The sequence below is a fragment of the Candidatus Pelagibacter sp. RS40 genome (genome assembly GCF_002101295.1).
GTDB lineage: Bacteria > Pseudomonadota > Alphaproteobacteria > Pelagibacterales > Pelagibacteraceae > Pelagibacter.
Genome location: NZ_CP020778.1, coordinates 904,269 through 928,886, shown reverse-complemented (window position 1 = coordinate 928,886; position 24,618 = coordinate 904,269). Strand labels below are relative to the sequence as shown.

Sequence of the window (24,618 nt, the reverse complement as noted above, 5' to 3'; positions counted from 1 at the left end):
TTTTATGCCCAATATGGGTAAATTTAAAAGTTTTCTTTCCAGCTGCTTCTAAAATGATCAATATCCTCTGCTAAAGCTTCTATAATGACTAGATCATCTTTTGGATCATAAACTTCTGAAGTTCCAGAAATGTTTGCATATAATTTAGTTCCAAATGCAATTATTTTAGAAAGTACTCCAACACCTACATAGTAACACTCTTCCCCTGCCTCAGCTCCCGTATTGTCACCAAGTTGGGATGATAAATTTGTTCCACAGTCTGCATTTAAAGCACAGATGTAAGCATTTCCTGCGCCACAACTCTTACTTCCTGTTGTTGGTTTATAGATTGGAAAGTATACTGCATTTCCTCTCATAGTTGGTTCAGCAGTTATTTTTTTTCTATCATCAAGCTGAACATACCAGCCTGCATCACTTATATCTGGACAATTTTCTGTTCCATCTGTTGGAACGTCTTTGCATTTTTGAAGTGTGTCTGCAGTTTGTGGTGTATTTACATGACCAAAGAAAGGAAAATGAGAGTCTTTAATCCCAAACATAACATTTCTAACTTTTGTTTTATCAACTAAGACATCATTTAAATTCATAAAGTCACCAGTTCCAGCCCATAAATGAAGTTTTTTAGTCTTAATTCCAATACCAGCATCCATTGGATGGAACATTAGTCTGTTATTTAATTTAGTAGATGATTGTAAATTTAATAAAGTTGTTTGTTCGTATAAATCAATTTTTTCAGTTTTTTGACTTAGACTATTATCGTCTGGATCAAATGCGTGTTCGTACTCAAGATTTGTTAAATTAATTTTTGTTACTTTTCCTTCAAGATCATTTAGGTAAACCATTGCTCCTCTATATGGTCCAAGCGAGTCGTCTGAAGTTATAACAACTGGAGTGGCGGGAATTGAATTTGTAATATCATTTAATGATGCACTATATGGTAAATCTTCTATATCAACTCTTTTAACAACACTTCCATTTTCCCAATTAATTACATACAAATTTGATCCAATACCAGGAGATCCGACACCATATCCACCTGGCATCGCTGCAACATATAAATCATCATTTATAGATTTATCTCCTGCACCATCATTTGGCATTCTAAATACTCTTGCTGATCCCCAAGTATCCCCTAAAAATCTATAATCATAATTAACGCCTCTTGGATCAATTTTTCCAACCTGAGAAATATTTATGGTGCTATTAGATTTATCATTATCATCTCTTTTCGCGTTGTAAAATGGAACTGCTGAATTGAAAGTAATTTTAGTTTCCCCTGATGAATTATTTAATGTGTAATCGCCACTTCCTAAAAGATTTCCATTTAAACTTACTTTGATTTCTCCATCTGCAGGATCAAGAGCAACTCCAGTTAAAGTCCAAGTTCTTCCCTCATAACAATGGGTATTTAAAGAAGTATCACATGTTTTTGAAGAATTACCTAAATTAAAGTTTTCTACAACAGTAGTTGTTTCAGTGAAATCAAAAATATTATATCTAGCTGTTTTATAAGGATAAGACTTAAAATCATTTTTATGATCAACATGAAAAACTTTTTGAGAAACAGGATCATTTAGTACGGAATATAAGTGAAGAGGTTTGTATGGATCAGTCACATCTAAAGTTGTAAACCCAGCTCCACCTCTTCCATAATTTACCATCAATAAAGTGTACCAGCCCTCCTTATTTGTAATTGGATGTTTAAAATAAGTATCATGGACTGTGGGTGATCCATCTACTAAGAATAACGGATTAGTTCCACCTTCTGCTGAATTAGCAGCAGTTGGGTTTATTACTTCTGGAAGTCTTGCTGCTATTAGGGGAGGTACAAATCCCCACATTTCTTCTCCTGTATCTGCGTTAAATGCGTGTAATATTCCATTGTTTGCACCAACATAGATTGTTCTTTGTCTGTTATAATTATTAGGTGTATTAGCCCATGCTTCATAACCATTTATTCCTCTCCAATAAGACTCTTCATTTGTACTTTGTGATGTAAAGCTTGCTTTTGGTCTTCCAACAACAAGCAGCTGTGAATTATAAATGTCACCTAGGTAAGCTTTGAATACATTTCCATTTTTATCTTTTCTTGTTCGGTGCTCTGTTAAGTTACAGTTTCCATTATAATCAAACCAATCTTCTCCTCTTACAAATCCTATCAATCCCTTAGTATCATCTTCATTAGCTCCATCCTTTACTAATGTATTTGATTTACATCTTGTCCCTGAACCTGTTTTTCTATGATAATCAAGAACCGCATTTCCTCTTAAAGAGAAAAGATTATTTCTTATTGAATTGTAATTACTTTTGTTAAAATTATTATAATTAGTTTGATATGAAACATCTGGTAACACAGTCCAAATTTTTCTAGCAGACGGAGCTTTCATAATTTTCGCTGCATCCCATTTTTGATTTGCAGTTGTTGCGTCACCATTTTCTGTTAATTCTGTCTTAATAATTGTTCCCCACCACTCTTTGTCAGATCTATATTGAAATTTTGCTTGATATAATTCACCACTTTCTTTTAACTCAGCTGAAATAGATGGAGCTGAATAAGATACTGTTTGAGAAACAATTGATTGAACAATTGATTTTAAAAGAGTTTTTAACTCTGCTGCTGTTAGAGCTTTATAGTATGTATCGGTACCACCTTTTTCAGCAAGCAATTGGTAATTATCATATTTTTTTATTCCATCTCCATAAGGGACTGCGTAAGTTTTAATCCCTCTATTTTTTAGGGTTTCAATTTTACCCATAGCATCATTGAGATTATTTGCTTTGTCGTCCCACTCACCATCTCCAATGATAATAATTGCATTTACTTGGCAAGGTAAATCTTCGTCTTTTGGGGAAAAATCGCTGTTATAATAATCGTGCGCAAGTCTTGCAAAAGATAAGGCTCTAGTTTTTAACCTTAATGGGAATCCCTCTAGCATTTTATTGTATATTGCTTGTGCACCTTGTCGATGAATACCAATTTCTAAACAACCATCTCTTTTACAAGGGGTAGGTTTAGTTCTATCATCATTAATAAAAGATTTGAAAGATGCTTGTTCTTCTCTTGCCCATAAAGCAAGTCCAAAACTTGCCTCTTGTACCAAAGTTCCGTCTGTTACAACTGATGCTATTGCATCTTGTGCTCCTTGAATTCTAGTAACCCCATCGTTTCCATAATCGCCAATAAATTTTAAATTATTTGGATCAAGAATTGTAACTTCTAATCTTTCAGTATTTGCAACATGAATATTACCATTTACATAATTAATACCCATTGGATTTGCAAAGTATACTACTGGATGAGCAGCAACAGTATTAACAGTATCTGAACCTAATTGACCTGTAGAAGTAACAAATGTTCCATCCAATTGATACTTACAAACTTTACCTTTTGTAAACCCAGTTGTGTAAATATGATTATTATGAATAGTAATACTATCTCCTCTTCCCCATCCACAATGAGTATCTTGAATAATTTGAATTGGCGCACCAGTTATGCATCCATTGCTGGCAGTTCTAAATTTTGCGATCTCATTAGATTTATATTTTTTAATGTATACAAATATACCAGAACCTTCTCTTACAACCTCAATGCCTTCAGAATTTGAAAAATATTTTTTGTAATTTGTGTCTGATGTGCTGCAATTGACATAATTTTTATTATTAAGATGATGATTTTTCGTTTTACCATCTTTGTAAGAGTTTAAATTAAAACTTAAGTGAGTATGTTCACTTGTAAATATTAATATATCACCATTTACAGCTAATGCTCCGTGGTAAAAATCTTTATCGGGTGTTGGGTCTCCAGGATATGTAAAGCACTCTCCTTTATCAGTGTAATAATTACTTGAAACTGGCCCATTTTTTGATTTTTTTTTTTTCGCTTGTGAACAATTTTCAGTTCCAGATGCTGATTGTGCATAGGATTGGGTAAAGAAAAATGCAAAATCCTTTGTATTATTAGAGAGCTCTCCTTTTGTATCATATGAAATTAGATGGAGATAAGGTTTCAATAAACCAGTTTTTCCATATCTTGCGTCATAAGAAGTTGAGATAAAATATAAATATCCATCTTTATAACCTTCCATACTAGTTGGTAGGTCAAATGCTAAATCAAGAGCTTTTTTTGATAACACTCCTTTATTAGATAGCACTCCACTACCTTTCATGTGAAATGTATCTTCATTATGCTTCCAATAACTTGGGCCTGCATCTCTACCATTTAAAACAAATGAGCTTGAGCTATGTTCACCTTCAGCAACATCTATTGCACGTTGCAACCACCCAGTTTTTTTATTATCTTTTCCACTTAAAGGATCCAACATACTATATGTTCTATCCAACATAATTAATATGTTTGCAGGTGCACTCGCACCAGTTCCAGGAGGTAAAGGTTTTGCTATTGCAATCTCTTGCGCAAATAATGTTATTAAAATTACAATAAGAAAGTTTTTAAATTTCATTTTGCCTAAAATTATACTAACTATTGAAAAACATTTAGAATAAAAACTGTTTATTACCCAAAATGAACATACATAATTGTTTATTTTTATGAAAATCTTATCGAACTATAGGGTTGAAGGTCTAAATTAGTATTTTCATTAGCAACCATTTTAGACACAATTTTTCCTGAGATCGCACCTAATGTCCAACCTAAGTGATGATGACCGAATGAATAAAATACATTTTTATAATTTTTTGATGGTCCTATAACTGGTAAAAAATCTGGAAGCGTTGGTCTAAAACCTAACCACTCATCTTTATGTTCTGGAAGACCATCTATCATATCTTTTGCATTTAAAATTAAATTTTTAATTCTTGATTTTGATAATGGGTTTTCTAATCCACCAAATTCAACTGTTCCAACAACTCTTAAACCTTGTTCCATAGGTGTCATACCAAATCCACGATCTGCATAAACAACAGGTCGTGAAATTAAATGATCACATCCTTTAAAGTGAACATGATAACCACGCTCAGTATCGAGTGGAATATTTTCGTGAAGTTTATCTGTCAATCTTTTTGAAAAAGCACCACATGCAATTACAAGTTTATCAAATATAAATCTTTGTGCCTCTGATCTTAAAACAGGTAGCTCTCCATCGAAATCAACGTTTTGAATATTTAGTTTTAAAAATTTTCCACCTTTTTCAATAAACTTTTCAAATAATTTAACTAAAATTTTTCTTGGATTTCTTGCGTGCCTTGCATAATCATAAAACACACCACCATCATAAAATGGTTTTAAGTTTGGTTCTAAGTCATGAATTTCTTTTGGATTAACTAATTGTTGTTTTACACCTAGCTCATCTCTAATTTGTATTTCAAGCTCTCTACTTTTTATACTTTTGTTTGTCCAAACATATAAAATTCCTTTGCTTTCAACTAAACCTTCAAGATTTATATCTTGAAATAATTCATCAAATGCTGGAAGAGACTGATCTAATATTTGATGCATATATTTTGCTGTATGCATCATTTTTTCTTTTCTACAGTTTGCAACAAATCTTACAAACCAAGGAACCATCTTTGGAACGTAATTCCACTTCAGTGCTAAAGGTCCTCTTGAACTTATAAGCATTTGAGGAACATCAGTTAAAATATCTGTTCTGTTTAAAGATACAGATGCGTAAGGAGAAAAATGTCCGGCATTTCCATAGGAGGCAGCGTTACCAGGTTCATCTCTATCGAATAGAGTTACTTGAAAACCTTTTTTTTGCAAAAACAAAGCATTGCAAACACCTTGTATTCCAGCCCCAACTATTCCAATTTTTTGAGATTTTTCTGACACGCAGAAAATATAAATCTACTGTATTTTTAATTGTAGTGGATATTTGACGCGGGTTAATTGGATAATTTAATTTATTATTTTATATAAAATTAATGCCATCACTGAATAATCTAATACTGGTTTAATTTTACTAAAGTTTTCGTTTTTCTTACTTAAGATATCGTATCTTCTTCTAATACTATCATATAATAAATGCATTCCAATCATTACAATAGAAACTGAAAAGACTACAAAAATTATATCAAATTTGAATAAACCCATGATGATTGTTCCAATAAAAGTTATAAGTGAAATATTTGAAACAAAGATACTAAACAAAATGTTTTTACTAAAAGAAAATATTTTCTTAATTACCACAAAGAAATAAGACCAAATTAAAACTAATTCAAAAATTAAAATTTCAATCATTTATCTTAGATAATAAAGGTTAGCTTGGTTTAAGTAGCTTTTCTCGCAATCAAATTCATCAAGTGTTGTAAAAAAAATTTGATTAATTTCTGCTGAGTGTGAAACTGAACAATTTCTAAGTTCTGCATTAATAGTGCTATCTGCAACATGTTCAATTGGTTGTTTGCCAGTTTTTTCTTTTATGAATAAACCAGATCCTGATGCTGCGAATGCTTTAGTTGTGCTTCCCGATTGAGCAATTGTAATTCCAGTACTTACAATTGATGCAGTTGGACCACATCCTTGCAAAAGAATTGCAGCTAAGATTGATAGACAGATTTTTTTCACCGAAGCAAAATACGTAATTTTTCTAAATTTGTATCTTCATAACTGTTCATATTGGGCTTGCATGTAATTGAATCTGTATTGAAAAACCTTAAAAAATATGTGTGTCTATTTGCCTAGGCCAATAATAGTTAGATCATCTTCTAAAATATTTGCTTGATTATTGCTTTGATCAAAATTTTGTCCTTTAGTACTTTTTTTCTCAACATCTTTTGTAATTTTTAAAAGTTCTTTTTTTAAAGAAGTGTTTTGAAATGTTGTTATTAGTTGTTTAACACCATCTATACCTATTTCCTCCCCTTTTTCATTTCGGCATTCGGAAAAGCCATCTGTAAAACAATATAATCTTCCACTGCCTAACTGAAAACTCTCTAATTTATATACATTGCTATTATCAGCTTTTTTTACACCCAAAGGTAAAGAGGATGATTCATATTCATGAAAACCATTTCCATTTTTAAATAGTGCTGGCAGATGGCCAGCATTTGAAAGTTCTACAACATCTGTCTTTGAGTTATAGGATCCAACAATGCTAGTTACATAAACACCTTTTGGATTTGTTTGTTGAAGGTCATTGTTCATTTCGTAATGAATTTCATTAGGCTTAAACTTATTTTTAGAATAAATCTTGAATAATGTTATAGCTCTAGCCATAACCATTCCAGCATTCACTCCTTTTCCTGACACATCACACAATGTAAAATAAATTTGATCATTATGTTGATAAAAATCGTAAAAATCTCCTGATATTTCTCTTGCTGGAATGTTAATTCCCTCAATCGGAAAATTATTAATTGTTCTTCTTGGCATAAGCCTCTTTTGAACATCAATGGCTAGTTTAATTTCCTTGGATACTCTATTTTTCCAGATGTTTTTTTGATTTTCGGATTGCTCAAGCTTATCCATTATATTGTTGTATTGACTTGCAATTACTCCTGCTTCTGTGAAAGGGTCCTGTGGAGCTCTTAGACTAAAATCATCGGTTTCTTGTTGTTTATTTAAAACTTGTAACAATTCATGTGTTGCTGTTGAGGCGTTATGTTCAGAAATATTTAAACCCATATCTTCCTCTACTTTATTAACTCTTAATCTGAACAATAAATTTATTATGAAAAAAATTGTAAATGCAGAAAGAAAACAAAAAGCTCCAACACTAACTATTCCGATTAATTGAATATAAAGTTGATCTGCCATAGATCTTTCAATTCCCATTGCTTCTAAGTCACCAAAGATAGCAACTGCGATGGTTGCCCAAGTCCCTGCAAATAGATGAACAGGAACAGCGCTAACAACATCATCCACTTTAATTTTTTCTAATAATAAAATTCCTGATCCAGATACCAGACCTCCAATTGAACCTATAATAATTGCCTCAGTTGGTTCAACATATGCACAAGATGCTGTAATTGATACTAAACCAGCAATAGGGCCTGTGATCATGAACATTGGTTCTGGTTTTTTCATGACATAAATACCCATGATACTTGAGAGTACTAAGCCAGCTGAGGCTGCTAAAAAAGTATTTATTAAAATTAACGGTATTCTTAAATCCATTGCACCATTAGCGCCCCCGTTAAAACCAAACCACCCAAACCATAAAATTAGTGCACCAAGCGCTGCTAAAGGAGTATTACTTCCTTGAAAAGTTCTTTTCTTTCCTTCTTGAAATCTTCCTGTTCTATTTCCAATAATTAATAATACTGCAAGTGCAACCCATCCACCAACAGAGTGAACCACGCTAGACCCTGCAAAATCTATAAATCCTAATTTTCCTAACCAGCCAGTTTTTACATCGGGGTTTGAAAAATTTAATGACCACACCCAATGTCCAACGATAGGATAAATTATTCCAGAGGTAATAAATGTAATAATTACGTATGAAAAAAATTTAAGTCGCTCTGCAACTGCACCAGATACAATTGTTGCGGCAGTTGCAACAAACATTGCCTGAAATACAAAAAACGACTGGTATCCAGCAACTTTAGTTGTAAAGAAAAAGAATTTAGATCCAAAAAGTCCAGAAACACTTGTTCCATACATCAATGCAAAACCAAATGCCCAAAAAGTTGCTACTGAAATTCCAAAATCAGTTACATTTTTTAAGGCTACGTTAATGCTGCTTTTTGCTCTAGATAACCCAGACTCTAAACACATAAAGCCTGCTTGCATCAAGAAAACTAGAATAGCGCATATTAAAAGCCAAAACGTGTCTAGGTTTGCTTGGAGAACAGCCTCAAGCCTAAACTCTAGAGCTTTATTTGCACCTTTGTTTGTTAATTCTAATTGATTGATTTGTGACTGTAACTTTAAAACTAGAGCCTGTAATTCAGTTACAGTCATATAAATCTTTTTAGTCTAATATTTTAACAGCTTCACCAGCATCAGTAACTATTTTGTCAACGCTGACAACTTTTATTACTTCAAAACCTGTGCCTGCAATTGCACTTTTGTACTCTTCGTCAGACAAATTTGATTTGTCTTGAAAAGCAGAGACTGCTACGCCTTCAGGCCATGAGACTTTTATTTCTGCATCTGGGCTTGCTTTTTGTAACGCTTCAGTAACCATTTTTTGACATTTAATACACATCATTCCATTTACTTGTGCAATTTGAGTTTGTGCAGCAAATAAATTTGTGCTCATTAATGCAAAAAATAAACCAAAAATTATTTTTTTCATTGTTTTCCTTTTTTTTTTGATTTTCAAAACTTATATTTATTGCAATTTAAATCAAAAGAATTTTATATTTATTTGATAGATAATTAATTACCCAATCCAACTAAAGTAAGGTCATCGCTTAGGTTTTTTTCACCCGCGACTTTAATAACCTCAGAGGTTACATCCTTGAGTTGTTTTTTAAGATCAGAATTGAAATTATTTTCAATAATTTTTATTGAACCATCAATCCCAATTTCTTCACCATTTTTATTTAAGCTTTCAGACAATCCATCCGTAAATACATAAAATCTGGAAGATCCTAATTTTGTTTTTTCTAATTTATAAACACTTTTATCTTTATGCTTAACTACACCTAATGGAGTTGAACTTGAAATATACTCAGAATATTTACCATCTGAAGATCTTATAAGTGCAGGTTGGTGTCCAGCATTAACCCATCTAATTTCTTCACTGACCAAATCATATTCACCCAAAATACATGTCACAAACATTCCAGCAGTTTTAGTCTGATATAAATCATTGTTCATATGAAACATCATTTCATCAGGATCTACTTTATCCTTGGACATAATTTCAAATAATGTTGAAGCTTTTGCCATCACCATTCCTGCGTGTATTCCTTTTCCTGCTACATCTGCAATTATAAAATAAATACTTTCATTATGAGGATAAAAACTAAAAAAATCACCAGAAACTTCTCTTGCTGGAATATTTATTCCACTTACAGGAAAATTAGTTAAATTTCTTTTAGGTAAAAAGTTTTCTTGAACCTTAACTGCAAGATTTACTTCTTTTGATATTCTTTCTCTCCATTTATTTTTTTCTGTTTCACTATCCTCTAGCTTGCTCATAAGTTTATTGTAATATAGACCTATTACCCCACCAGCTGTAAAAGGATCTTGAGGTCCTCTAATTTTTAAATCACCCGATTTAGATTGCTTATCTAAAATTGCAATTAAGTCATGCTCAACTGATACTGCACCATGTTCTGCAATATTTAATCCAAGCTCTTCATGTAATGGACTTACTCTTAAAGGATAAAAGTAATTAACTATTTTAAAAAATATAAATGAGGAAACAAAAGAAAAGATACCAATTGCACCTATACCAATTAATTGCGCTTTGATTTGATCCATTCTACTTAAACCTGTACCTAAAATTTCTAAATTAGAAAATATTCCAACTGCAAGAGTTCCCCAAACACCTGCTGCTAAATGTACTGGCACTGCTCCAACAACATCATCTATTTCTTTTTTATTTAAAAGTTCATGAACAATGATCGCGATTATAGTTCCAATAATTCCAATCAGTATTGCAATTAAAGAATTTACTGAATTACATGCTGCGGTAATTGAAACTAAGCCTGCTAATGGACCGAGGATGACATAAAATGGATCTGGTTTTTTAAAAATAGCAAATGAAATAACTAAACTTGTTAACAATCCAAATGCAGCTGCAAGGAATGTATTAATTAAAATTAATGGAACAGCATCATCCATAGCTCCATTACTTCCACCATTAAAACCAAACCAACCAAACCAAAGAATTAGGGTACCAAGCACTGCAAGAGGGAAACTTGATCCTGTAAATTTTCCTTTATTTGCATCAGAGTATTTTCCTATTCTAGGCCCTAAAATTAAAACTCCTGATAATGCAATCCATCCACCAACGGAGTGAACAATAGTACTGCCGGCAAAATCAACAAAACCTAACGCTGCAAGCCAACCTTTATTCATTGCCTCTCCTAAATAACTAGAAGACCAAGCCCAGTGACCCACAATTGGATAAATAATTCCTGTTGCAAATATAGTCATAACTAAATAGCCAACAAACTTTAATCTCTCAGCAACTGCACCAGAAATTATTGTTGCAGCTGTTGCAACAAACATTGCCTGGAAAACAAAATAAGTTTGGTACTGAGATATATCTGTTGCAAACATAAAGAGATCTGTTCCAAACAGTCCATTAAAGCTTTTTCCAAACATCAAACCAAAACCAAAAAGCCAGAAAACAACAACTGATACACCAAAATCAGCTGCATTTTTTAATGCAACATTAATGCTATTTTTGTGTCTCGATAATCCACTTTCAACACACATAAATCCTGCCTGCATGATGAAAACAAGAATTGCACAATCAATTACCCAAAGGGTATCTATAAATGATTTTACATCACCCACTTCTATTTCCATGCGTGTATTTTAATCTTTTTTTTTCCAAATATAGTAAAAAAAATAAGGAGATATTGCTGGGACTAGTCCGAACCAAAACCACTCATCCCATCTAAAACTTTTATCAACTGCAAAGCTTTTAAGACCATTCCACCATGTAAGATAACCAATAAATATTATCCAAGCTAAACTTGCAGTTGTACAAATTTTTTGATTTTGTGAAAGTTCACCACTAAACAACCAAAAAAAGAAATTTTTTAAATCTTGCCACATTTAAATTAAAATTAATTAACAGTTTTCTCTTGAAGATGTTTGATTTCCATCCACTCTAATTATGCAACTTGATGTGGTTTGCTTTCCTACAATTTTATAATTAGAAGGGCTTGCTTCATGAATGCACATTTCAAAACCTATTTCATCAGTAATTAAATCTGCACCATTTAATAATGCTCCTTCAATTGCAGTTGAAGTTGTGCTGGTTGGGGTACAATTTGTTCCAGATCCTGTAGTATAATACGTTGAGGTGTCCGAATAATATTCTGTTTGAGCTAAACCTATCTGCATCATTATATTTTCTGCAGATTTTTTTTTTGATGAATCAACGTAACCGTTGTAAGAAGCTATGCCAATTGCTGCTAGTATTCCTAATATTGCTACAACCACTAGAAGCTCTATCAAGGTAAATCCTGAAGAGCCTCTAGTAATTTTAGAATTTAAAGTCAAATTTTATTATTCAACTTGAACTGTGTTTGTTACCACGTTAGCGTCACTTGCTCCTGGGCAAGCATCATCACCTGATCCACCACTTGTGAAACAAGTTGCAATAGTGACTATTCCACCTGAAACACTCACGTTAGTTTGTCCACCTTTTGTAGTATCTGTACCAGCTACAACAGCTGCTGCTTTTGTGTTATGAGGATTTTTAAAATCACTTGTTCCAGCAACAATTGCGGTTTGCAAACTTGCATCAGTATTTCTGTCTTTACATTTTAAAGAAGCGTGGTTCATTAATGCAGCTTCACCATCACCATTGATGTCACACTTTTTAAGTTCACTCGCAACAAATTTAATTACAGACGATTGGTTAGATTTACTTGCTGATTTTTTAGCACCTGAAGTATAACCAGAGTACGCAACAACACCTACTGCTGCAAGAATACCTATGATTGCTACAACAACTAGCAACTCGATCAGCGTAAAACCTTTTTCTTTTTTCTTCATTATAGTTTTCCTTTTTATTAATTAATAAAACTACGTAATGAATACATCTTTTTAGATTATCCTCAAATATGCAAGTGTTAAAAATGGGTCATTTATGCCATGAAACGCTTGATTTTAAACTAAAATTAATAAATATTCGTGCTATAAGTAATTCATGTCATACAAAATAACAGAAGAAGGAAATGTAGCCACAGTTCATCTTGATGGTGAAATAGACATGGACGTTACTGAAAAAGCCAAAGAGGTAATCATGCCTCTAATTGAAGCTGGTAAAGAAGTTCATTTAAACCTTAAAGAAGTTCAATACATGGATTCTTCTGGAATATCTGTTCTAATTGAAAGTCATCAAAAGGCTGCTGAACTTGGAACCAAAGTTATTCTTAAAGAAATTAGCAAATCAGTTCTTAAAGTAATAATGATGGCAAAATTAGAACAAATATTAATTATTGAGTGATGACGTTAGAAGAACATAAAGAATTTCCAGTAGACTCAGCTAGTTTGAAAGAAATAAGAAATTTCGCAAGAGAAGTTCTTGCTAAAGATGAAATGTTTAGTTCAACAAAAGATGATGTTGTTTTAGCAATTGCAGAGGCTGCACAAAATATTGTTAAACATGCTTATAGTGGACAACCAACAGGAGACACTATGAGAGTAGAAATAACATTTAATGATAATACACTTAAAATTGATTTATTTGACAAAGGAAAACCTGTTATCCCTCAAAACATCAAACCTAGAAAAATTGATGACGTTAAACCGGGTGGACTTGGAACTTTCTTTATTGGTCAAATAATGGATGAAGTATTATTTAAAACTTCAGCATCAGACTGGGTGAACCACCTAATACTTACAAAACACTATTAATTTATTATTGTCCGATAATTGCACCGACGTTGAATATCGGTGAATACATCGCAATCATTAATCCACCAATCATTACACCCATGAAAACAATCATGATTGGCTCGATCAAACTAGACATATTATCTACTGCTGTATCAAACTCTTCCTCAAAATAATTTGCAACTGAAGTAAACATTTCATCCAAGTTACCCGTTTGCTCACCAACAGATATAAGCTGACTAAATGTTGGTGGAAAAGTTGGTTCTTTTAAAAATAGTTTTGTTAAAGTGTCTCCAGAGAAAACACCTTTTTTAACATTTTCTAAAGCCTGGGTTACTACATCATTGTTACTAACTTGTTTTGCAATTTCAATACTTTCAAGTAAGTTTACACCTGCAGAACTTAAATTACCCATAATCAGCGAAATTCTTGCAATCAAAGATTTTAAAATCATATCACCAAATACGGGCATTTTTAAAACTCTTCCATGCCATTTATATCGTATCGCTGGAATTTTAGTTGTTACATATTTAAATATTACAAATCCTGTGGCACTAAATATTGCAACCATAAGTCCACCCGTTCCTCGCATAAAATTACTAGCTCCCATAATAACTGCGGTTGGGGTTGGTAGTGGAACACCCATTCCCTCATACATTTCAGCAAAAATTGGAACAACTTTAATTAACATAAAAACCATAACCGTTATTGCAACAACAAACATGACAACGGGATAAGTTAAGGCACTTTTAATTTTCTTTTTAACTTTTTCCCTTTTCTCTAACGAGTCTACAAGTTTCATCAAGAATACATCAAGTTTACCACTAGCCTCTCCAGCTTTAATCAGGTTAATGTAAACGTTATCGAATATTTTTGGATATTTCTCAAAACACTTCGAAAGTGTAAGACCACCTTCAAGATTTTTTCTAATATCTTCAACAATAATTTTTAATTCAGGATGTTCTAATTGATCCCTGAGCATTGTTAATACGTTCAAAATAGGAAGACCTGCTTTGACCATGGTTGCAAATTGTTTTGAGAAAATTACAACATCTTCTGGTTTTATTTTTTTCTTGAATAAACTAAAGCCGCCTCCTGCACTCTTTTTCTTCTCTGCAGCTTTTTTCTTAGTTCGTATTAATTTAGTAATGATTATTTTTTGCTCTTTTAACTTAAATGAGGCCTCATCTTGGTTCATGGCCTCAATGGTACCCTCAACGTATTTTCCTGCTGATATGCCTTTATAAGTATATGTTTCTGCTGACATTTATTTATTTTAGTCCATGCTGAGAACTCTATCGAATTCTCTAAAGTTTAGGTCTCCACTGATAATCATTTCTCTTCCCATATCCGACATGGTTCTAAACCCTTCTTTTTTAGCAATCTCTTTTAGTTCTGGCGTAGTTGCTTTTCTTAATATTGCTTCTTTAACTGGTTTCGTAACATTCAATACTTCATAAATACCCATTCTACCTTTGTAACCAGTATCTTTACATTTAGGACATCCTTTTCCTCTAAAAGCTTTTGCTCTTGATGCCTGCTCTGCAGTAAATCCTATCTCTTCTAAAACTTTTGGTGTTACATCTGGATCTGGTTCTCTGCAATCTTTGCAAGTTTTTCTAGCTAATCTTTGTGCAAGAACTAATGAACAAGCAGCTGAAATTAAATAATCTGGTGTGCCCATGTTTTGTAATCTAGTAATAGAACTTGGAGCATCATTTGTGTGCAGTGTACTAAATACCAAGTGACCTGTTAGTGCAGCTTTCAATCCAATATCTACAGTTTCTTTATCCCGCATCTCTCCAACTAGAATTATCTCTGGGTCTTGTCTTAAAAAAGATCTCAGTGCCCTATTAAAGTCATAACCAATATCATCTTTAATTTGAACTTGCCCTACTCCATCTAATTCATACTCAACCGGATCTTCAGCAGTTAAAATATTTAGGTGAGGTTTAGATACCTCCTTTAGAATACTATAAAGAGTTGTAGTTTTTCCTGAACCTGTTGGACCAGTAACCAATATTAATCCCTGAGTTCCATGAATAGCTTTTCTTAAATTTTTCAAATCGTTTTCTTCAAAATTTAACTGTTCTAAACTTATGTTACCAGCATCTTTGTTAAGAATCCTCATTACAATTCTTTCATTAGTTGCTGTAGGTAATATTGAAAGACGAAGGTCTACAACTTTCCCATCAATTTTAAATGGAATTGCTCCATCTTGAGGCAGCCTTCTTTCAGCGATATCAAGTTTACCCATAATTTTAAATCTCGTAACAACTGCTCCATAATTTGAGTGTAAGAATTTTGCAAAATGCTCTTGCTCTTGTAGCATTCCATCCAATCTATATCTTACTCTTGCGCTAAATCTGTAAGGTTCGATATGAATATCTGATACACCAGATTTAATTGCTTCTGCTACTACTGCTGTTGAAAATTTAATAACCTCAGACTCGTTTTCTAATGCCTCAATATCCTCTTCTGGTTTTTCATCTAAAACTTCTGCATTTTCATCAACTTCATAATCAAAGGTTTGTATTTTTTCTTTGTTTGCTTTTTGAATAGCTTCAATTGTAGTCTCACCTTCTTTAAGAAGTTTTTGAATAAAATCTGAAATTTGAGTAACTTTTGCTGCGTGTAGTTCAATATCTTTTTTAGTTATTGTTTTTAAGTTTCTCATTAAACTTAATTTTGAACTATCAGAAATTGCAATATGTAGTGTTTTGCCCTCTATTTTAAATGGAGCAATGAAATTCATTCTAACATAGTTTGAGGGAAGAACAGATTTAACTTCATCTGCAACAGGCATTGATGATAAATCAACTACTTGTAAAGACTGTTCTTTAACTAGTAGCTCTAAAATTTTTTCTTCATCAGTAATTTTTAATTCGAAGACAGCATCTAGTTGAGATTTTTCTCCATCAGCAGATGCTTTTTTTATATCTATTAAATCTTTTCCTGAAATAATATCCTGGTCTATAAGGATATTAATTAAATTTATTTCTGACTCTCTACTAATATCTATCATTACAAAATTCTTGGAGCTATAAACACCAACAATTCGTCTAAGTTATCAGAATTTGACTTACCTTTAAAGAGATTACCTATAACTGGCACATTACCTAGTCCTGGAGTTTGACTTTTTGATTGTGCTATAACGTTTTTCTTAATTCCACCAATAACAACAATATCTCCATCTGCTACCAATAACTTGGTCACAATCTCCATTTTGTTAATAGGTGGCTCATCAGACTCTGCCGCTCTATTTGGTGTGTCATTATTTACTTTAATATTTAACAATACATTTCCATCTCCAATGATACTTGGGGTAACCTCTAATTTTAATGCAGCCTCTTTAAACGATGTGGAGGTTGTTCCTTCTGATGTTGTTTGGTATGGAATTTCTTCACCTTGTGTAACTGTTGCTGATTGATTATCTAAAGTGAAAACTTTTGGATTAGAAATTGTTTTACCTAAACCCATACTTTCAAGAGCGGTAATCTCAGCTTTTAAAACACCTGTTCCAGTTCTTCTTAGAATTCCAATACCACTTGTTGCACCAGTTGCTCCAAAGTTAGTTAAACTATCTGTTGCAGATCCTAAATTAGCAACTGTATTTAAATCTGTTCCATCAGCACTTCCTGAGCTTGTCCCAGAAACGCCTCCAATGTTGTTTCCTTTTCTCAAATAATATCCACCTAGTCTTGTACCAAGCGCTCTTTCAAAATCTGAACTTGCCTCAACTATGAAAGCTTCAATTAGAACTTGTTTAGTTCTAATGTCAATTTCTCTCATTAATTTATCAACTACATCTAAATCTTTTTCTTTTCCTCTTACAATTACCGATCTTGTAGTTTTTTCTTCTGTAACTTGTATTGGTATAAATGAACTATCGCCAGATCTTTGAGTAAATAGTTCCTCTAGTGTAGCTTTAGCTTGTTCGGGAGTTATATAATAAAGTCTGAAGATTTCAGATATTATTGGTTCAACACTATCTTCTAATTCTACTTTTCTCTTAACAGCTTGTGCTCTGTCTGATTTGTAATTTTCTTGTTCTGTTAAAATTCCTGGAGAGTGAACTCTAATCAAATTTGAATTTACATCAATATCAGATGCGTAATTTTTCATATCTAACAAAGCTTGGAATGCTTTATCCCAAGGCACATCAACCAGCTCTGCACTTATTGCACCAGCTACCTCATCGCCTACTAAAACATTTATTTCACCAATTTTACCCATCAAGTGCATTGTTTCTTTGAAATCCAAATTTTTAAATTTCAAAGTAATTCTTTGTTTCAACATCGGGTAAGTGTCAGGAATTAATAGATAATTTCTTTGCGCCTCAGATGAAATTTTCTTTCTTTTTCCATAAACTTTTTTTCCTGTAGCTGGTTTTGGACCAAGCTCTAAAGTTTTTTGAATTTCAGCTCTACCATCCTTTTTAATATTTTCTTTGATAAGTGGTGTGTTATGTTTGAAAGGCTTATTTACATCTTTCATTTGTTGACATGCAGTCAATACAAATGAAAATAAAATAATCCCAATTAATTTAAAGAGAGTTTTAGTATTCATCTGCCTCTCTTACTAGGTTGTTAAAATCAATCATTATAAAAGTTTTATCTTCCTTTTCAAAAATTGCCTCATTCAGTCTAAGATCAACTAATTTTACTTTTCCTAAAAACTGTCCAAGAGTTAAAGTTAAAACTTCACCGCTTGTGTTTACTAATGAAATGTAACTATTATCTTTTCCTGAAATTAATCCTGCTAACTTAAAGTTATACAAACTCATCTCATCTTCTTGTTCCTCAGGAGAAATGGATGCATCTAAAGATCCTGTTGATCCCTCGTTTCCTGCAAATGGATCGTTCAAAGGTACTTCCTCATCTTCTTGAATTTCTTGTGCTATTTCACTTACTGTTTCGCTTTGAGTTTCGCCATGATTATCTGCGTATGATAATGTAGAAAATAATAAAAACAGAAGTGTTAGGAAAATTTTAAAAAAATTCATTTGGTAAACCTACAATTGTTAGTTCTCCACTAGCTATGACTGCGCCATTTTTGTCGTTTTGTACAACATTTATCATCTCTTTGTCAAAGTTTAACATCTTCTTTGATCTTGAAACTGCTCTTTTAAACTTAATGTAACTTAAAAAATTGCCTTTTATCTCATAATCAACAGGTATTCTATAATATGAAATTTGGTTGGGTTGCAATAATTCTTCAGCTTGTTGAGCTATACCAGCTTTTAAAACTGGTTTTGGTTTTTTCTTTTCAATTTTTGAAATAACCAATCCAAATGCACCAGCGAATCTACTTAAGCTTTGATACAAACCTTCAACTTCTTCTTTTGAATGAAACAAAGTTGAATTTTTTGCAACAACAGGTTCCATTTTTTTTATTCTAGCTTTTATGGTTACAATGTCATTTTCCATTTGTTGGATTTCTTGCTGTTTTAGAACTTTGTCATCAAATTTTGCTTTTCGCTCCTTGACCATCGGATTTAAAATTGCGTAATAAATAATTAAGAACAAAATTATAGATCCAATTCCAATTCCAAATTTGATTAAAGTCTTTCGATCAAAAGCTGCAAACTTTTCTTTTAAATCATCCATTGTCATATTTTTAAGATCCATTATGCATTCTCCAATTTACAAGCGATTAAAAATCCCTTCATAGCATTATTTGCATTTGAGCTGTTTGGTAAGGTCATACTTGCAAGTGATGCTTGTGAGATTAGTTTTTTATTATTTAAATTACTTATTAGTTTTAAAATATCTTGGTCGCTTGCAGCCATTCCTTCAATTAGAATTTGATTACTTCCGTTGTAATCAAGTTTAGTAAACTTTACTCTTTTTGGAACTGCTGAAGCTATTTGTGCTAATACTCTGAAACTAATTTTTTTATTTGATTTAATTGAATTACTTAGTTCCATTTGTTTTTTTAGCTTACCCAGTTCTTTTGATAACTTTGCAACTTCGCCTGATTTAATTTCGTGATTTTGAACAACTTGATCGTAGTCGCTTATTTTATTATTTAGTGTCGTTATTTGCCAAAAGGATAAGCCAAATAAAACAATGTAAATAGCAGCTACTACTCCAACAATTCCTTTGAATGCAAAATTTGAAAAAGCTTTTGCTCTTTTTTGTTGCATCATTGAATCTCTGTTGGGAAGAAGGTTAATGTTTTTTACTGCTGTTACAAATTTGAAATAACCAAAAACATCTAATTGTCTAAAAGCTAAACCAAGAACTGTTGATAAATATGATCTATTTTCTAATCTAACATTTTCCTCCAGTTGCGCTGGAATTTTTATTCCATCTAGTGGATCAAATAAATTGAAGCCTGTGTTTACTAAATTTTTTCTAAAACTTGCAAGATAAGTTTCAACATTTGGAAGATTTGAAGTTACTTTTAAATTTCTAATTCTTTTTTCGTATTTTGTTTCAAAATCTTGAACAGCTTGTTTAACTTGAGTGATATATCTTCTTACCAAAGCTTCCATTTCTTCTTGGTTATCAGATGCAATCAATGTGTTTCTGTCTTGCCCTCTAATAAAGATATCTGTGATGATTGGATTGTTTTCATATAAAATCATTACATAGTTTTCATCTAAACCAAATTCTAAAACTGCTGTTAAATTAGACTCTTCTATTGATCCTGAAATTTGATTAATTTGATCAACTGCAGATTTTAATGCAAAACATTTAACATCAATGATAACTGCATTAAGACCACCCTTTTTAATAATATCTGTGTAGCTGTTAATGTCTGCAAGCTTTGATGCAACGAACAAAATATCCATAGTATTTTCTGTTGCATTTCTATTTATTACTTGATGGAAAATTGAATAATCATCTAAATTATCAGTTAGTTGAACTAAATTTTCCCAAAGTGAATCTGTTTTAACTGCATTATTTAACTCTTCATCAGTCATTAGAGGACTTGTTACAACTCTTATAATTGCGCTAGTAACTGGTATTGCAATTGCAGCATTAGAAGTATCTATCTTAGCCTTTTGGATAGCAACTTTTAATTCATCTGCTAATTTATCAGGGTGTTCAAGTACAGTTGAGTTTTCTGGAAGACCATCAAATTTATGACTGTAAAATTTTTCTAGAACCCATTGGTTTGCTTTGTTAGTTGAAATTTGTGCTAATCTGATTTCATTGGTAGTTAAATCTACACCAACTATTTGTTCACCTTTAACAGATGACTTTCCTAATCTATTTTTTATTAACTTTTGAAAAAAATTCTCTTTTTTTCCACTTGGTGCTGGAGTAACGCTTGGAGCTTCGCCTGCATCCTTTTTTTTAAACAAATTAGCTAAAGGGTTTTTCATACTTTTATTTGCAAATCAAAATTAACAGTCTTTATATATAAAACATTCTAATTATTAAGTATTTAATTATAAAGTACGCTTTATAAGGCCAAAACAGTGACTAAATTGGGCCGAATATAGAAATTCTGTACATCAAAATAACTTTTTATAGTATCAATGTTGCATGTTTGAAAAATTAGAAGAATTAGCCAAAGATAATAAAAAAATTTCCGACTTTCACATTAGAGCCGGTTCACCATTAGCTTTTAGACAAACTGGTGAAATAATTATGGTTCAAGACGTAATGGTAACAGCTCAAGATTTAAAAGATTTGTTATCTATGAATTGTAATGAAGGAGAATTAGAAAAATTTGAGACAACTCACGAGCTTGATACGGCAATTACTTTAAGTGGATTAAGATTTAGAGCTAACTTTTATAAAACAATAAATGGTCCTGCGTGCGTTTGTAGAAGAGTTGAAAGTAAAATTCCTGATATGGAACAATTTAGTCTTCCACAAGTGCTTTATGATATAATTGATATGCACAAAGGTTTAGTTTTAGTTACAGGTCCAACAGGATCTGGTAAATCAACAACGCTTGCTGCAATTGTAAATGAAATAAATAAAACAAGAACTGCAAATATTATAACAGTTGAAGACCCCGTTGAATTTATTCATACAGATAGCAAAAGCATTATCTCGCACAGAGAGGTTGGAAAACAAACTCAATCATTTGCTGCAGCATTAAAAGCAGCACTTAGAGAAGATCCAGATGTAATTTTAGTTGGAGAGATGAGAGATTTAGAAACAGTATCTCTTGCTTTAACAGCTGCAGAAACAGGTCACTTAGTTTTTGGAACTCTACACACGAGTGGTGCACCAAGTACAATAAACAGGATCATTGACGTATTTCCACCAGAACAACAAGCACAAATTAGAGCACAAATTTCAACTTCATTAAAAATGGTTGTAACGCAAAGATTGTTTAAAACAAAAGATGGACAAGGAAGATGTGGTGCGTTTGAAGTTATGAAATGTACAGCTCCAGTTCAAAACTTAATTCGTGAAGCAAAGATCCACCAAATTCCAAGTATCATGCAAACTGCAGTAAGAGAAGGAATGATCACTATGGAAAAATCAATTCAAGATCTTGTAACTTCAGGAAAAATTGATGCTAGTGCAGCAAAAGCAGAACATTAAAGGTTTTACTCTTTTAGAACTATTAGTCGTACTCGCAATCATCGGTGCGATAGCAGGAGTAGGTTTTCCAAATTTTAATAAATGGAGTGTGGACAGAGAACTTAGAACTCAATCGGAAAAAATTGCAACTATGTTTACATCTGCAACCACTCAAGTTGAAAGAGGTAGTTATCCATATGTTAGACTTAATGTTGTAACTCCTTCAGGAGATGGAACTTCTGCAAAAATTACAGTTAAAGGAATTTCTCAAAGAAATTTATCAGATTTAGTAAATGCTGGAACAAAACCAAGCTGTTCAAATAGTAATTTTAATTCAGGAACCGATATCGCTGAATTTACATTAAATGATAAAACTAAAATCTTTCATCTTCAAAGTGGATCTGTTTGTTTTTCAAAAGGTGGAAAATATTTTAAACAAGAAGGTAAATTTGATACTCAAGGAAATACAGGATTTGAAAGCAATAAAGTTGCATCAAATAATTATGTAGTAACTTGCCATAAAAATAGCAAATCGTGCGATCCTATTGCAAAAAAATTTGATGAAAATTATCCAGTTTATTTAGTAAAGTATTCTCGATTTGGTATGGTAAGTAAGTATAAATGGAGTTTTAAAAGAAATGATTGGATCAGTAGATAAAAAAATAAAAAGAATATCTGAAAAAGGAATAACGCTTCTAGAAGGGTTAGTATCTACAGCAATTATAGGTATTGGATTTGTTGCAGTATTTCAAATGGTTCAATATTCAGTTAGATCAATTGATGTCTCTGGAGAAAGAACAAAAGCTACATATATTGTTGGAACAATTGCAGAGGATATTTATGCATTTAAAAATCAGGAAAAGGGAACAGCTAAGTTTGTTGATTTATTAAAAGATAATCAATGGAAATCTGATACATGCGGAGGTGGAATTACTCCATCCTATAACCAATCTAACGCTTACGATAATAAAATACAGAAATGGAATGCTAGAGTATCAACAGATAATATCAAATGTGTAGACGGTCAAAAAGATAAAAAAGTTTTAAAGATGCATCAAATCTGTCATAGCGGTTGTTCTATTACAAAACCACAAGCACACGATAAAATATATGTAGGTAGAATGGAATTAAATATGCAGGGTGGAACAAAGAAAAAATATTTATATTTCCAAGTAAAATAATGAAAAAAAAATTAAGTAATATTGCAGGTCTTACATTAATTGAAATTTTAATTGCAATTGTAATTTCAAGTTTAATGATGGCTGCAATGTTTACTTCATATACAATTGTAAACAGTACTTATAGACAAGTAACAGATCGTGCAAAAATTTCCCAATCAGGAAGAGATTTAGTTGGACAAATATTAAGAGAAGTCAGAATGGCTGGCTTTAGATATATCAATGATAACATTGCTGCAAACGATGATCATAACCCAATTAAAATCACTAAAGGAACAGGAATTGGTGGAACATGTGATAAGTTAGAAATTGTATATGGTGGTGTAGATTATGATATTACAAAACCAGAGGGAAGCAGGTACACTTACACAAGATATAAAATTACTTATAGATGTGAAGCTTCTGATAAAATTGATGATACCATACCAGGTGGTACAACTAAAATTAAAGGCTTTAAAGTTTTAAAATCAAAAGAGAAATGGCAAACAACTCCTGCAGGATGGGTAACAGGAACAGATGATACTTTATATAAAGATGAACAAGTTTTAGATTATGTTCAAGACTTTGTATTTGTGCCTCACGATGAAGATGGAAAAATAATTGGAAATATTTCATCGGGTACAGTAACACCATCGAATACAAGAGCCTTTGATGTAAGAACTGTTGATGTTGGATTAGTTATTCGATCAACCAAACCTTTTTATAGAAATGATACCAAAGGTGGAGGTGTTATTAGAAAAGTAGTTTCTTTAACAACTGGAAGAAATATTCAAGAAAAAGATAAATATCTTAGAGAAATAATTACAGTTACAGCTAATGCTAGAAATGTAGGATTAAACTAATGAATAGAAAAAACGAAAAAGGCTTTGCATTAGTTTTATCTTTAGTTTTGTTAATGGCAATGTCATTGATGGGTGGTGCTCTAATTGTAATTTCAGCAAGTGATCACCAAAGTAATAATGTTAGTGATGAATACCAACAAACATTTTATGTTGCAGAAACAGCTTTGTATGAGGGAGAAAAATATTTACTCAATCAATTCTTAGGACCCTACAAAACAGATGGCAAAAGAGATTTAACAAAAAGAGGTTTGTTAGCTAATGCTACAACTAAATTTACACCTCCAGCAACAATTGAAGCTTGTTTTAATAGTTATGCAGATATTGATCGTGCAACGTTTAAATCTATTTTAGGACCAGACCCTGACACCCCTCTTTCAACATCTAAAGTTCAAGTAAATGAAACAAAAAGCTATTACGACTTTTTAGGATCTTCAGTCATTGAGGCGGGGTTAAATAATAGGGAGAAAAAGAGGATGCAAAAATTTCAATTTCAGTATTTTCTAACAAGAGTAGGATCAGCTCCATTTAAAGGCTACGGCACAAGTATTAAGAAAGATGCTACAGATGCTGGAAATGATGGAATGGCATATAGAATATATGGATGTGGAAACTTTGATAATGGCACAATTATTGTACCACTTGAAAGCACATTAGTTCTTCCAAAGTAAAAT

At 32.2% G+C, this 24,618-nt stretch carries 23 protein-coding genes; 7 read left to right on the top strand and 16 right to left on the bottom strand.

The window, feature by feature from the left end; all coding sequences use genetic code 11:
* Positions 1–23: 23 nt before the first annotated feature.
* The 10 genes from B8063_RS04895 to B8063_RS07295 all read right to left on the bottom strand — a co-directional run bounded on the left by B8063_RS04895 (position 24) and on the right by B8063_RS07295 (position 12,589).
* Positions 24–4,460: a PilC/PilY family type IV pilus protein gene (locus B8063_RS04895; protein WP_085070065.1), complete on the bottom strand. Its 4,437-nt coding sequence runs from the start codon at positions 4,458–4,460 to the stop codon at positions 24–26.
* Between the two features lie 86 nt (positions 4,461–4,546).
* On the bottom strand, positions 4,547–5,788 hold the full coding sequence (locus B8063_RS04890; protein WP_085070063.1) for an NAD(P)/FAD-dependent oxidoreductase: 1,242 nt from the start codon (positions 5,786–5,788) through the stop codon (positions 4,547–4,549).
* Between the two features lie 66 nt (positions 5,789–5,854).
* Positions 5,855–6,196 (bottom strand): hypothetical protein, encoded by a 342-nt coding sequence (locus B8063_RS04885; protein WP_075521224.1) that lies wholly within the window; start codon positions 6,194–6,196, stop codon positions 5,855–5,857.
* Positions 6,197–6,523: a hypothetical protein gene (locus tag B8063_RS04880; protein ID WP_085070061.1), complete on the bottom strand. Its 327-nt coding sequence runs from the start codon at positions 6,521–6,523 to the stop codon at positions 6,197–6,199.
* Between the two features lie 105 nt (positions 6,524–6,628).
* Complete coding sequence (gene amt, locus B8063_RS04875; RefSeq protein ID WP_085070059.1) at positions 6,629–8,860, bottom strand: ammonium transporter; 2,232 nt, start codon at positions 8,858–8,860, stop codon at positions 6,629–6,631.
* Positions 8,861–8,870: 10 nt separating this feature from the next.
* The gene (locus B8063_RS04870) at positions 8,871–9,197 is read right to left on the bottom strand and encodes a heavy-metal-associated domain-containing protein (RefSeq protein ID WP_075521227.1); all 327 of its coding nucleotides are present in this window, start codon (positions 9,195–9,197) and stop codon (positions 8,871–8,873) included.
* Between the two features lie 83 nt (positions 9,198–9,280).
* Entirely contained in the window at positions 9,281–11,389 is a 2,109-nt protein-coding gene (amt, locus tag B8063_RS04865) for an ammonium transporter (protein ID WP_085070057.1), read from the bottom strand.
* Between the two features lie 9 nt (positions 11,390–11,398).
* The gene (locus B8063_RS04860; protein WP_075521229.1) at positions 11,399–11,641 is read right to left on the bottom strand and encodes a hypothetical protein; all 243 of its coding nucleotides are present in this window, start codon (positions 11,639–11,641) and stop codon (positions 11,399–11,401) included.
* 15 nt (positions 11,642–11,656) lie between these two features.
* Positions 11,657–12,091, bottom strand: a complete 435-nt coding sequence (locus tag B8063_RS04855) for a type IV pilin protein (RefSeq protein WP_075521230.1) — start codon at positions 12,089–12,091, stop codon at positions 11,657–11,659.
* A 6-nt stretch (positions 12,092–12,097) separates the two neighbouring features.
* A complete protein-coding gene (locus B8063_RS07295) occupies positions 12,098–12,589 on the bottom strand; it encodes a type II secretion system protein (protein WP_085070055.1) in 492 nt (163 codons plus the stop codon).
* A 154-nt stretch (positions 12,590–12,743) separates the two neighbouring features.
* Here B8063_RS07295 and B8063_RS04845 point away from each other — a divergent pair, with 154 nt between their 5' ends.
* Complete coding sequence (locus B8063_RS04845) at positions 12,744–13,043, top strand: STAS domain-containing protein (protein WP_075521232.1); 300 nt, start codon at positions 12,744–12,746, stop codon at positions 13,041–13,043.
* The gene (locus tag B8063_RS04840; protein WP_085070053.1) at positions 13,043–13,453 is read left to right on the top strand and encodes an ATP-binding protein; all 411 of its coding nucleotides are present in this window, start codon (positions 13,043–13,045) and stop codon (positions 13,451–13,453) included. Before B8063_RS04845 ends, B8063_RS04840 begins: the two co-directional genes overlap by 1 nt.
* Before the next feature lie 4 nt (positions 13,454–13,457).
* Here B8063_RS04840 and B8063_RS04835 read toward each other — a convergent pair whose 3' ends face one another.
* From B8063_RS04835 to pilM, 6 genes are read right to left on the bottom strand one after another with little or no spacing between them, the layout of a single operon-like run.
* Complete coding sequence (locus B8063_RS04835; RefSeq protein WP_085070051.1) at positions 13,458–14,699, bottom strand: type II secretion system F family protein; 1,242 nt, start codon at positions 14,697–14,699, stop codon at positions 13,458–13,460.
* Positions 14,700–14,708: 9 nt separating this feature from the next.
* A complete protein-coding gene (locus B8063_RS04830) occupies positions 14,709–16,457 on the bottom strand; it encodes a GspE/PulE family protein (RefSeq protein ID WP_085070049.1) in 1,749 nt (582 codons plus the stop codon).
* The gene (gene pilQ, locus B8063_RS04825; RefSeq protein ID WP_085070047.1) at positions 16,457–18,001 is read right to left on the bottom strand and encodes a type IV pilus secretin PilQ; all 1,545 of its coding nucleotides are present in this window, start codon (positions 17,999–18,001) and stop codon (positions 16,457–16,459) included. The genes B8063_RS04830 and pilQ overlap by 1 nt, the downstream gene beginning before the upstream one ends.
* Positions 17,991–18,437, bottom strand: a complete 447-nt coding sequence (locus B8063_RS04820) for a hypothetical protein (protein WP_085070045.1) — start codon at positions 18,435–18,437, stop codon at positions 17,991–17,993. The genes pilQ and B8063_RS04820 overlap by 11 nt, the downstream gene beginning before the upstream one ends.
* The gene (locus B8063_RS04815; protein ID WP_085070043.1) at positions 18,424–19,062 is read right to left on the bottom strand and encodes a pilus assembly protein PilO; all 639 of its coding nucleotides are present in this window, start codon (positions 19,060–19,062) and stop codon (positions 18,424–18,426) included. The genes B8063_RS04820 and B8063_RS04815 overlap by 14 nt, the downstream gene beginning before the upstream one ends.
* Positions 19,062–20,768: a pilus assembly protein PilM gene (gene pilM / locus B8063_RS04810; RefSeq protein ID WP_085070041.1), complete on the bottom strand. Its 1,707-nt coding sequence runs from the start codon at positions 20,766–20,768 to the stop codon at positions 19,062–19,064. Before pilM ends, B8063_RS04815 begins: the two co-directional genes overlap by 1 nt.
* Before the next feature lie 163 nt (positions 20,769–20,931).
* On the opposite strand from pilM, the gene B8063_RS04805 reads away from it, so the two are divergent.
* Genes B8063_RS04805 through B8063_RS07220 form a run of 5 tightly spaced genes read left to right on the top strand, consistent with a single transcriptional unit; the run spans position 20,932 to position 24,615 of the window.
* Positions 20,932–21,948 (top strand): type IV pilus twitching motility protein PilT, encoded by a 1,017-nt coding sequence (locus tag B8063_RS04805; protein ID WP_075521240.1) that lies wholly within the window; start codon positions 20,932–20,934, stop codon positions 21,946–21,948.
* Positions 21,920–22,585 carry a type II secretion system protein gene (locus tag B8063_RS04800; protein WP_085070039.1) on the top strand — a complete coding sequence of 222 codons (666 nt, stop codon included), beginning with the start codon at positions 21,920–21,922 and terminating at the stop codon, positions 22,583–22,585. The genes B8063_RS04805 and B8063_RS04800 overlap by 29 nt, the downstream gene beginning before the upstream one ends.
* Positions 22,566–23,108, top strand: a complete 543-nt coding sequence (locus B8063_RS04795; RefSeq protein WP_085070037.1) for a type IV pilus modification PilV family protein — start codon at positions 22,566–22,568, stop codon at positions 23,106–23,108. Before B8063_RS04800 ends, B8063_RS04795 begins: the two co-directional genes overlap by 20 nt.
* Positions 23,108–23,947 carry a PilW family protein gene (locus B8063_RS04790; RefSeq protein WP_085070035.1) on the top strand — a complete coding sequence of 280 codons (840 nt, stop codon included), beginning with the start codon at positions 23,108–23,110 and terminating at the stop codon, positions 23,945–23,947. The genes B8063_RS04795 and B8063_RS04790 overlap by 1 nt, the downstream gene beginning before the upstream one ends.
* Entirely contained in the window at positions 23,947–24,615 is a 669-nt protein-coding gene (locus tag B8063_RS07220; RefSeq protein WP_198150951.1) for a pilus assembly PilX family protein, read from the top strand. Before B8063_RS04790 ends, B8063_RS07220 begins: the two co-directional genes overlap by 1 nt.
* Positions 24,616–24,618: the final 3 nt, after the last annotated feature.

Excerpts from the sequence above, each read along its gene's own strand:
- B8063_RS04860 (WP_075521229.1), bottom strand. The coding sequence starts at position 11,641 with ATGTGGCAAGATTTAAAAAATTTCTTTTTTTGGTTGTTTAGTGGTGAA.
- B8063_RS04790 (WP_085070035.1), top strand. The coding sequence starts at position 23,108 with ATGAAAAAAAAATTAAGTAATATTGCAGGTCTTACATTAATTGAAATT.
- B8063_RS04800 (WP_085070039.1), top strand. The coding sequence starts at position 21,920 with ATGCTAGTGCAGCAAAAGCAGAACATTAAAGGTTTTACTCTTTTAGAA.
- B8063_RS04815 (WP_085070043.1), bottom strand. The coding sequence starts at position 19,062 with ATGGATCTTAAAAATATGACAATGGATGATTTAAAAGAAAAGTTTGCA.
- B8063_RS04845 (WP_075521232.1), top strand. The coding sequence starts at position 12,744 with ATGTCATACAAAATAACAGAAGAAGGAAATGTAGCCACAGTTCATCTT.
- B8063_RS04820 (WP_085070045.1), bottom strand. The coding sequence starts at position 18,437 with ATGAATTTTTTTAAAATTTTCCTAACACTTCTGTTTTTATTATTTTCT.
- pilM (WP_085070041.1), bottom strand. The coding sequence starts at position 20,768 with ATGAAAAACCCTTTAGCTAATTTGTTTAAAAAAAAGGATGCAGGCGAA.
- B8063_RS07220 (WP_198150951.1), top strand. The coding sequence starts at position 23,947 with ATGAATAGAAAAAACGAAAAAGGCTTTGCATTAGTTTTATCTTTAGTT.
- B8063_RS04895 (WP_085070065.1), bottom strand. The coding sequence starts at position 4,460 with ATGAAATTTAAAAACTTTCTTATTGTAATTTTAATAACATTATTTGCG.
- B8063_RS04870 (WP_075521227.1), bottom strand. The coding sequence starts at position 9,197 with ATGAAAAAAATAATTTTTGGTTTATTTTTTGCATTAATGAGCACAAAT.
- amt (WP_085070057.1), bottom strand. The coding sequence starts at position 11,389 with ATGGAAATAGAAGTGGGTGATGTAAAATCATTTATAGATACCCTTTGG.
- amt (WP_085070059.1), bottom strand. The coding sequence starts at position 8,860 with ATGACTGTAACTGAATTACAGGCTCTAGTTTTAAAGTTACAGTCACAA.
- B8063_RS04840 (WP_085070053.1), top strand. The coding sequence starts at position 13,043 with ATGACGTTAGAAGAACATAAAGAATTTCCAGTAGACTCAGCTAGTTTG.
- B8063_RS04830 (WP_085070049.1), bottom strand. The coding sequence starts at position 16,457 with ATGATAGATATTAGTAGAGAGTCAGAAATAAATTTAATTAATATCCTT.
- B8063_RS04795 (WP_085070037.1), top strand. The coding sequence starts at position 22,566 with ATGATTGGATCAGTAGATAAAAAAATAAAAAGAATATCTGAAAAAGGA.
- B8063_RS07295 (WP_085070055.1), bottom strand. The coding sequence starts at position 12,589 with ATGAAGAAAAAAGAAAAAGGTTTTACGCTGATCGAGTTGCTAGTTGTT.
- pilQ (WP_085070047.1), bottom strand. The coding sequence starts at position 18,001 with ATGAATACTAAAACTCTCTTTAAATTAATTGGGATTATTTTATTTTCA.
- B8063_RS04885 (WP_075521224.1), bottom strand. The coding sequence starts at position 6,196 with ATGATTGAAATTTTAATTTTTGAATTAGTTTTAATTTGGTCTTATTTC.
- B8063_RS04805 (WP_075521240.1), top strand. The coding sequence starts at position 20,932 with ATGTTTGAAAAATTAGAAGAATTAGCCAAAGATAATAAAAAAATTTCC.
- B8063_RS04835 (WP_085070051.1), bottom strand. The coding sequence starts at position 14,699 with ATGTCAGCAGAAACATATACTTATAAAGGCATATCAGCAGGAAAATAC.